This is a genomic window from Citreicella sp. C3M06, assembly GCF_018860705.1.
GTDB lineage: Bacteria > Pseudomonadota > Alphaproteobacteria > Rhodobacterales > Rhodobacteraceae > Salipiger.
The window spans coordinates 402,464-410,813 of sequence record NZ_JAHKQA010000072.1; the positions used below are offsets into that span (position 1 = coordinate 402,464).

4 protein-coding genes and 2 pseudogenes are annotated in these 8,350 nt (G+C 63.4%); 4 read left to right on the plus strand and 2 right to left on the minus strand.

The window, feature by feature from the left end:
* Positions 1 to 134 precede the first annotated feature (134 nt).
* Positions 135 to 1,964, plus strand: a complete 1,830-nt coding sequence (locus KO516_RS24340; RefSeq protein ID WP_371742095.1) for a putative bifunctional diguanylate cyclase/phosphodiesterase — start codon at positions 135 to 137, stop codon at positions 1,962 to 1,964.
* A 10-nt stretch (positions 1,965 to 1,974) separates the two neighbouring features.
* Here the strand turns inward: KO516_RS24340 and KO516_RS24800 are convergent.
* Both KO516_RS24800 and KO516_RS16775 read right to left on the minus strand, forming a co-directional pair.
* Positions 1,975 to 4,041, minus strand: a pseudogene (locus tag KO516_RS24800) (ATP-binding protein); the annotation flags it as partial.
* 167 nt (positions 4,042 to 4,208) lie between these two features.
* Positions 4,209 to 4,580, minus strand: a complete 372-nt coding sequence (locus KO516_RS16775) for a response regulator (RefSeq protein WP_216004928.1) — start codon at positions 4,578 to 4,580, stop codon at positions 4,209 to 4,211.
* 171 nt (positions 4,581 to 4,751) lie between these two features.
* On the opposite strand from KO516_RS16775, the gene KO516_RS16780 reads away from it, so the two are divergent.
* The 3 genes and pseudogenes from KO516_RS16780 to KO516_RS16790 form a co-directional block, all read left to right on the plus strand.
* The gene (locus KO516_RS16780) at positions 4,752 to 7,274 is read left to right on the plus strand and encodes a CheR family methyltransferase (protein ID WP_371742096.1); all 2,523 of its coding nucleotides are present in this window, start codon (positions 4,752 to 4,754) and stop codon (positions 7,272 to 7,274) included.
* 78 nt (positions 7,275 to 7,352) lie between these two features.
* Positions 7,353 to 7,754: a response regulator gene (locus KO516_RS16785; RefSeq protein ID WP_216004930.1), complete on the plus strand. Its 402-nt coding sequence runs from the start codon at positions 7,353 to 7,355 to the stop codon at positions 7,752 to 7,754.
* Positions 7,755 to 7,912: 158 nt separating this feature from the next.
* Positions 7,913 to 8,350: pseudogene (locus KO516_RS16790) on the plus strand (transposase); the annotation flags it as partial.

An 8,350-nucleotide genomic window follows, 5' to 3' on the forward strand; every position in this document is an offset into this window, starting at 1 on the left:
CGGGCAATCGCCCGATTATCGTTAACAAGTTGTTAAGGGATGACGCCTAGCATCATCACGGACAAGAATCTCATTGCACCCTGTTCGGTTTGAACGGCAGGATCTCTTCGATCACAAAGAGGACTTGGCGGTTCGTGAAGCTTGCATCGAGATTTCCCGCTGATACGCACAGCCTGCGCCCCGCCGCAGAAGCCCTCACGCAAGAGATCGAGCTTATCCTCGACCTGCTCCTGTCCCGGGATACCGATGCGCTGTGTTTCATCCCCTGCCCGTCGCGCCGGATGCCTCTGATCGACCCGGTTTCGGTCTCGCGCCAACCGGACCACGTGCTGGACCTGCACGGCTGGATCGAACAGGTAATCGGCACCAGCAGCTGGGACGAGATCTCCCTGCCGGGCGAGCAATCCACCGCCCCGGTTGCAACCGAGCTCGAACCCGGACGGACGCTGATCTTGCGGCGCGTGCTGTCGCAGGATGGCGATGTGCTCGGCCTGCTCGCGTTCCGGCAGAAAACCGTGCAACTGCCCGACCAGAGCGGCATCTCGGACACCCTCAATGCCTGCGGCCTGCTTGGCCACGCCATCAGCCGATGGCGCGAGATGATGCTGCTGGAGCTGGACTGCGCCGACGAGATGCAGCGCAGCCGCCGGCTGTCGAAACAGGCTCAACTGGACGGGCTGACGCATCTGCTGAACCAGAACGCCTACCGGATGCGATGCGCCGAAGCGCTGGCCGGCGTGCATCAGAACCACGCCATCATGATGATCGACGTGGATAATTTCAAATCGGTCAACGACATCTACGGGCACCATTTCGGAGATGTCTACCTGCGCGAAGTCGCCCGCGCGATCACCCGCGCGCTGCCCCGGGGCGCTCTGATCGGGCGCATTGGCGGCGATGAATTCTCGGCGCTGATCCCTTTGCCACCGGACAGCCGCGGCTATGTCGATCGGCTGATGACAAGCTGCGTCAGCGACGTTCAGCGCGCCGCGGCGCGGATTGGCAAGCCGAACCTCGGGCGGGTCAGCATCGGCTCTGCGACCTGCGAGGATTGCGGCTGCGACGTCGACACGCTCATGCAATGCGCTGATGCTGCGCTTTATGCCTGCAAGGCGGCGGCGCGCGGCACCGGCGTGACCTTTGATCCGCTCCGCCACGAGAGCCTCAGCGCGCTGCTGATCAAGCCGCGCTTTCTTGCCGCGCTGCGCAACGACGAGATTCAGCCCTATTTCCAGCCTGTCGTCGATCTTGACAGCGGCGACATCAAGGGGTTCGAAGTGCTGCTGCGCTGGTTGCACCCGCAAAAGGGCGTGCTTGGCCCGGCGGAATTTTCCAGCGTCATCTCCGATCCCGAGATGGCCGAGACCCTGACCCGCCGCATGGTCGAAACCGCGCTGCGCGCCTTTTCCAAGCGCGATGGCTACCGGACCGAGACACTGGCGTTGAATCTGGGAACCATCGACCTGATCAAGTCCGAGTTTGTCTTCGACCTTCAGGCCCAGCTGGCGCGTTACGACATCGAATGGCGGCAGATCGTCATCGAGGTGACCGAGGGTACGATGCTTGGCCCGATCAACGGCCCGGTGTTCCAGAACCTCAAGGAAATGCGCAGCCGCGGCGCCAAGGTCGCGCTGGATGATTTCGGCACCGGCTATGGCGGGCTGTCGCATCTGCGCGACTGGCCGGTTGACATCATCAAGCTGGATCGCAGCTATATCGCGAATGCCGCCCGCAGCGACGAGGATGCGATCTTTGCCCGCGCGTTGATCGACATCGCGCGCACGCTGCAGCTGGATGTGATCGCCGAAGGGGTCGAAACCTGCGCCACCGCCCGGCTGCTCAGCTCGCTTGGCTGCCGTCTGGTGCAGGGCTATCTGTTTGCGGCGCCAGCGCCGATCGAGACATTCGATCATCGCTCGACGCTGGCGGCCCGGGATCCGCAGCGTCAGCCCGAACGATCCTGATCGCATTGCTCAGCAAGGACAGGCTCATCGGTTTGCGCAGCACGACAAAGGCGCTGTCGCGCACGCCGGGGGCATCTTCATGATAGCCGGTCATCAGCAGCACCGGCAGGCCGGGGCATCGCTGCACGGCGCGTTGCGCCAGCGCGATGCCGCTTATTCCTCCCGGCAGACGGATGTCAGACAGCAGCAGATCGAAACTCTCACCGTTTTCCAGCCGCTCAAGCGCCGGTTCGGCGGCACTCTCACGGGCGAGCACGGCGCCAGCAGACCTCAGCGCGCCGGACAAGGCATTGCGGAACTGCGGATCATCCTCGACCATCAGCACCCGCATGCCTGACAGATCGGCAAGGGCGTCGGCGGGCGCGCCCTGCGGCGCAACGGCAAGCGCACGCCCGGCCAGCGGCAGCTCCAGCCGCGCCGTCGTGCCGGTGCCAAGGGTCGATTGTAGCGTCAGCGTGCCGCCATTGCGCTGTGCAAAACGGTCTGCCATCGACAGCCCCAGCCCGGCGCCGCTGCGCCGCGACGTGTAGAAGGGCGTGGCGGCGCGGGCGAGCGTTTCCTCGGACATTCCGGTGCCATGGTCTTCGACCTCGATGGCCGCCCGCGCCTGCGACACAACCAGCCGCAGCGTCAGAACCGAGGAGGCGCCCGGCCTGTCCCGGATCGCATCGCGCCCGTTCAGCGCAAGGTTCATCAGCATCGCCACCAGATCGCTGCGGTTGCACATCACCGTGACCGGCGCGCTGGGAAGTTCGAACCGCAGCGCGACCTCGCCAGACAGCGCCGCATTCAGCAGCGGCTCTGCCTCGCGCAGCAACGCCACAAGCTCCACCGGCTCGGACACCGCAACCCCGTCGCAGGACAGGTCGAGCAGGCGCTGCGTCATTGCCGCGCCGCGTCGACAGGCCTCGGAGACCGCGTCGAACTGGGCGCGGGTTCGCCCGCTCGAGGTCAGTTGCCCGACATCCGCCGTCAGCTGCAAGGCGCCGAAGATGTTGCCGAATTCATGCGAGGCGCTGCTTGCCATCAACCCTACCGCCTCGAGCCGCCCGATCCGGGTGATGTGGTCGCGCGCGGCCCAGCTTTCGGTTTCATCGACCACGGTCAGAATGACGATACCGGCCCGGCCCGGCATGTCGGTGACGCGGTGGACGTAAAGGCCAAGGTCACGCTGGCCGCGTTCCGGGTCGATCCAGCCCACGTAGTGCCGCCCCTCCAGCGCCGCCCCGCGGACCAGTGCCGCAGGGTGCTGGGCCCCCTCCAGAGGCTCTAGCGAGCCCGGGACAAAGAACCGGGTCTGCGTCAGCCATGCCAGCGGACCGCCCGAGCCACGCGTCATGTCTTGGGCAAGGCGGTTCGACAGGATCGGCAGACCGTTGTGATCGAATACCATCGCGGCGACGCCAGTGGTGTCGAAGACCCGGCGCAACCAGAGGTTTTCGCCATGCTGCAACGTTTCGGCGCGGGCGCGCTCACGGCTCAGCGCCAGCACCATCGCCACCGAAACAGCGGTGATCACGCCGATGAGCAGCGCGATCTCCAGCGATGGCGGCAGGCTGCCCTTGGCCGCGCTGCCCCGCAACAGCATTGCCAGCCCCACCGGCAGACCCAGCGCGATGACCATCCCAAAGCGCGCCGACCGGGCCGCGGCGCCCGGGCCGATCAGCAGCCCCGTCCAGCTGCGCGCCCCAAGGCGCAGCAGCGCGGCAAGCGACAAGAGCGCCAGACACAGCGCGGTTGGCATCGACATGCCCGACAGCAGTGGAAAGTCGAACAGCGCACGCGCATCGACCAGATATCCCAGCAGACACCAGAACGACAGCAACAGCACAGCGCTCGCACAGAGCGAAGACAGCAAGGCCCAGCGGCAAAGCAGGATCGATGCGGCCAACAGCAGCGCGCCGAGCGCCGTACCGATCGCCACGCGGTCGCTCTGCGCGGCAGCGCCGCCTGTGCTGAGAAGCACGAGGACCGCTCCGGCAGCAACCGCCATCGCCGCCAGTTGCCCGCCCTTGCGATCCCCAAGCCAGAGAGAGGTTGCAAGCAGCAGCACGAACAAGGCCGTGACCGGCACCATTGCCGGAAACTCCGGTGCCAGACGCGCGGCGACAGAGGCGCGCGGCCAGACCCAGCCCAGCAAGGCCAACGCGGCCAGACAAACCGCCAGTCCGGCCAGTAGACGTACCGGCCCGGCCGATGTCTGGGCGGCGCCGCGCCCTGCTCTGGGCTGCCGCACCGTCACGATCAGGGTCCGAGAAGCCGCGTGACCACCTTGTCGAATTCCTGAAGCCGCGCGGGTTTCGAAAGACGGTCATTGGCCAGCGTCAGCCCGTCGATGAATAGCGGCGAATCCAGAAGTTCAGATCGCCCTGTGATCACCACCACCGGCAAATTCGGCCAGAGATCGCGAATGCGATGCAGCGTGATGACACCGCCGCCGCCGCTCATCAGGATGTCGAGAAAGACCAGATCGACCGCCCCATCCAGAACCTTGAGCCGGTCGAACGCCTCGTCCCCCGTGCTCGCGGTCTCGACCTCATAGCCAAGGGCGCTCATTCCGGATTGAAAGGACGTACAGAACAGCGGGTCGTCATCAGCCAGCAAGAGATGTGCCATAGTCTCGCTCCGGTTGTAGGGCGCGTGGATCCTGCGGCGCTTGTTCGAGTTTTAGTATGTGCTACGCTCATAGCTACGACAAGTGATTTTAGGGTGACAGTTTTGGCCAGTGACACAAATTCCGACCCTACGGTCGGGACATCTTCGACTATCCCTGTGGTTGCAATCGGTGTGTCGGCCGGAGGGCTCACCCCCCTTGAGGACTTCTTCGAAAACGCGCCCGACGATGCGGGATGGTGCTATATCGTGATACAGCATCTGTCTGCGGATTACTGGTCGGTGATGAACGAGGTTCTTGCGCGCAAGACCCGGCTGCGTGTCCTGCATATCGACGATGGCCTTGCGATCGAGCCGGACACGATCTACCTCAACCGGCCCAACACGCGCTCGACGCTGGACGTCAACATCTTCCGAACCTCGACCTACGGCGCAAAGGACCTTGTCCCGCATCTGCCGATCGACAGCCTGTTCGCCTCGCTCGCCTCTCGCGGCGGCCAGCCGACCGCAGCGGTCATCCTGTCAGGATCGGGCCGCGACGGATCGAACGGCGCGCAGATCCTGCATGCGGCTGGCGGCGCCCTGCTGGTGCAATCGCCGCAAGAGGCCGATTTTCCATCGATGCCGCGCGCCGCCCTGTCGCTTGGCATCCATGATCGCATCGCCTCGGCAGGCTGCATGCCGGGGGAAATTCGCGGGATGTTCGAAGCCGGGCTGCGTTCGCGTGCCGCCGAGATCAATTCCGAGGCCGATGTGACCAAGGCCATCCTTGAATTGCTCGAACGGCATCACAATCTGGATTTCAGCGCGTACAAGGAAATCAATGTGCAGCGGCGGATCGACCGGCGCCAGACCCTGCGGGACATTGACGAGCCCCGCCAGTATCTGGAACTGCTTCAGAACAACCCGGAAGCGATCAGCGAACTTTATCAGGATCTGTTGATCGGCGTGACCGAATTCTACCGCGACCCCGAGGCCATCGATCTGCTGCGCGAAACCGCGATCGAGCCGCTGGTGCACAAGAAATCCGAAGATGAGACCATCCGGATCTGGGTCGCCGGCTGTGCCAGCGGCGAAGAGGCCTATACCCTCGGCATCGAGCTGTCCGAGGCGATGGAGCGCGCTGGCAAGAACATCAGCTTTCGCATCATCGCAACCGATGTGCACCGCCAGTCGATCGATTTTGCCTCGACTGGAAGTTATTCCGCCGAAGCGATCAGCAAGATCCCCAACGAGCTGCGCGAGAAATATTTCACCCGCACCGGATTTCGCTATACCGTCTCGCCGACGCTGCGCCAGCGCATCATCTTTTCCGTGCATGACGCGCTCAGCGATCCGCCTTTTCTGGATCTCGATCTGGTCTCCTGCCGCAATCTGCTGATCTATCTGCGCGACACTGCGCAAGCCCGGGTGATCTCGATGTTCGTGTTCGGATTGCGCAAGCATGGCGTTCTGCTGCTTGGCCCCTCCGAGACGCTGGGACGGTTCGACCAGGATTTCGAGACGATCAATGCCCGCTGGCGGTTGTTCCGCAAGGCAACCGGGCACCGGGTGTTCGACAAGTCCGTGATGACGCGCAGCATCGGTCGCCGCGCCCAGCCACTGCATGCCCAGAACGACGACAGCATCCCGGTGACCCGCCCGAAGATGTCGCCGGTTCTGCGTGAATTCGCCGACCTGCGCGGGCGTGAAGCGCTGATGCGGGCCTATGATGTGCTGCTCAAGCGCTACACGCCCTCGTCCTTTCTCGTGACCTCGGATTCCGAAGTGCTGAGCTGGTTCGGCGCCGCCAGCGCCTTTGTCGATACGCGCAGCAACCTGACCGACTGGTCGGTTGAGCACATCCTGCACCACGACCTGCATTTCGTCATCAACGTGGCTCTGGAGAAACTCCGCTCGGGGGACTTCGATACCTTCTCGCGCCGCGTCGAGATCGACATCGGCGAGATGCATCCGCAGGCCCTGACCCTGACCTTCGAACCGCTGGACCGGGCGTCCAAGCCCGCGCTCATGCTGATCCGTCTGCGGCTCGAGGGAGAGAGCGACCAGCCAGCCTGCAAACCCATCGAACAGGCGGGCGAAGAGATCAGCTCGCAGGACGCGATGCTGCTGGCAAAGCGCGTGCACGAGCTGGAGCGCGATCTGCGCCTGACCGAAGAGACGCTGCAGCATGTGACCCAACGGCTCGAGGCGAGCGGCGAAGAATTGCAGGCCTCGAACGAGGAATTGCAGGCCTCGAACGAGGAACTGCAGGTCTCGAACGAAGAGCTGCAAAGCTCGAACGAAGAGCTGCACGCGGTCAACGAGGAACTGGTCATGGTCAGCGCCGAGCACGAGCGCAAGATCCTTGAATTGTCCTTGCTCAACAACGAGACAGAGCAGCTGCTTGAACTGCTCGGCACCGGGGTGATGGTGCTGGACGACAGCTTGCAGGTAAAGCGGTTCAGCCGGCTGGTGGAGCGGCTCTTTGCGCTGGAGCCGTATGACATCAACCGAAAACTGAGCGTGATCGGGCCAAGGTTCGATTTCATCGACCTGACCCAGGCGGCGAAAGACGTGCTAGAGGGCCAGACGACGGTGAGCGCGCACGGCACGCATGAAGGGCGCAAGATGACAATCGACGTACAAAGGGCGCTTGGCAAGCACAGCAGCGGCACCCACAAGGGCGTGTTCGTGATCATCCGCCCAGAGGCATGAGCGCTTCGAGAACAACCATTTGCTAACGCTTGCCTGCTAGGAACGTCGCAGAAGCGCAGGCGAATGGTGGGGCAGCAAATGAGCGACACGACCAAGACGATTCTCGTGATCGAGGATTCTGCTGCCGACCGGGAAATGTTCCGTCGGGTTCTCAAACAGGTCTGTGCGCCCCGGTTCGAGATCAGCTTCGCGCATGATCTCAAGACCGCCAGACAGTTCCTGACACAAGCGCACTTCGCGCTGATCATCCTCGATAACGTGCTGCCCGATGGCTACGGGGCGGACTTTGTTTCGGAACTTGGCCAGAGCAAGGCATGGCGACGCATCCCGGTGCTTGTGGTCAGCGACTGGCCGACCCCTTTCATGTTCGACAAGGTGCGCAATGCCCGCGCCGAAGCGATCCTGAGCAAGGACAACTTTCGCGCCCCGGTGATCCGCCCCTACATCGAAAAGATGCATCGCACGGTCGTGCGGGCCTGACCATCGCTTCAATCTGAACAGACGTACAGAACTCCTGACCTCGCTCCGGGGCCCGATGCAACACAGGCCCATAGCAGCAATACCCTACCTTCCTGTGACCTGCCACGGGATTTTTCCTCCACCGTCGATTAGAGTCTGGCCCAACTTGAGGACGGACAATGAAGCGAACGAGATTCACGGACGAACAGATCATCGGCATCCTGGCCGAGCACGAGGCAGGCGCAAAGTGCGCGGACCTGTGCCGCAAGCACGGTATGTCGGAAGGCACCTTCTATAACTGGAAGGCCAAATTCGGGGGCATGACGGTGTCAGAGGCAAAGCGGCTGAAGACGCTCGAAGACGAGAACGCCAAGCTTAAGAAGTTGCTGGCCGAGCAGATGCTGGACCTGGCGGCGATGAAGGAACTGGTTTCAAAAAAGTGGTGACGCCCGCCGTGAAGCGCGAGGCGGTCGCGCATCTGAAGGCCCTTCTCGGGCTATCGGAACGGCGGGCGTGCCGGATTGCCTGTGCGGATCGTAAGATGGTCCGCTATCAGGCGCAGCGTGCGCCGGACACGGTGCTGCGCGGGCGACTGCGAGAACTGGCCAACGAGCGTC

Coding starts and splice junctions, on each gene's coding strand:
- KO516_RS16775 (WP_216004928.1), bottom strand. CDS start 4,580: ATGGCACATCTCTTGCTGGCTGATGACGACCCGCTGTTCTGTACGTCC.
- KO516_RS16785 (WP_216004930.1), top strand. CDS start 7,353: ATGAGCGACACGACCAAGACGATTCTCGTGATCGAGGATTCTGCTGCC.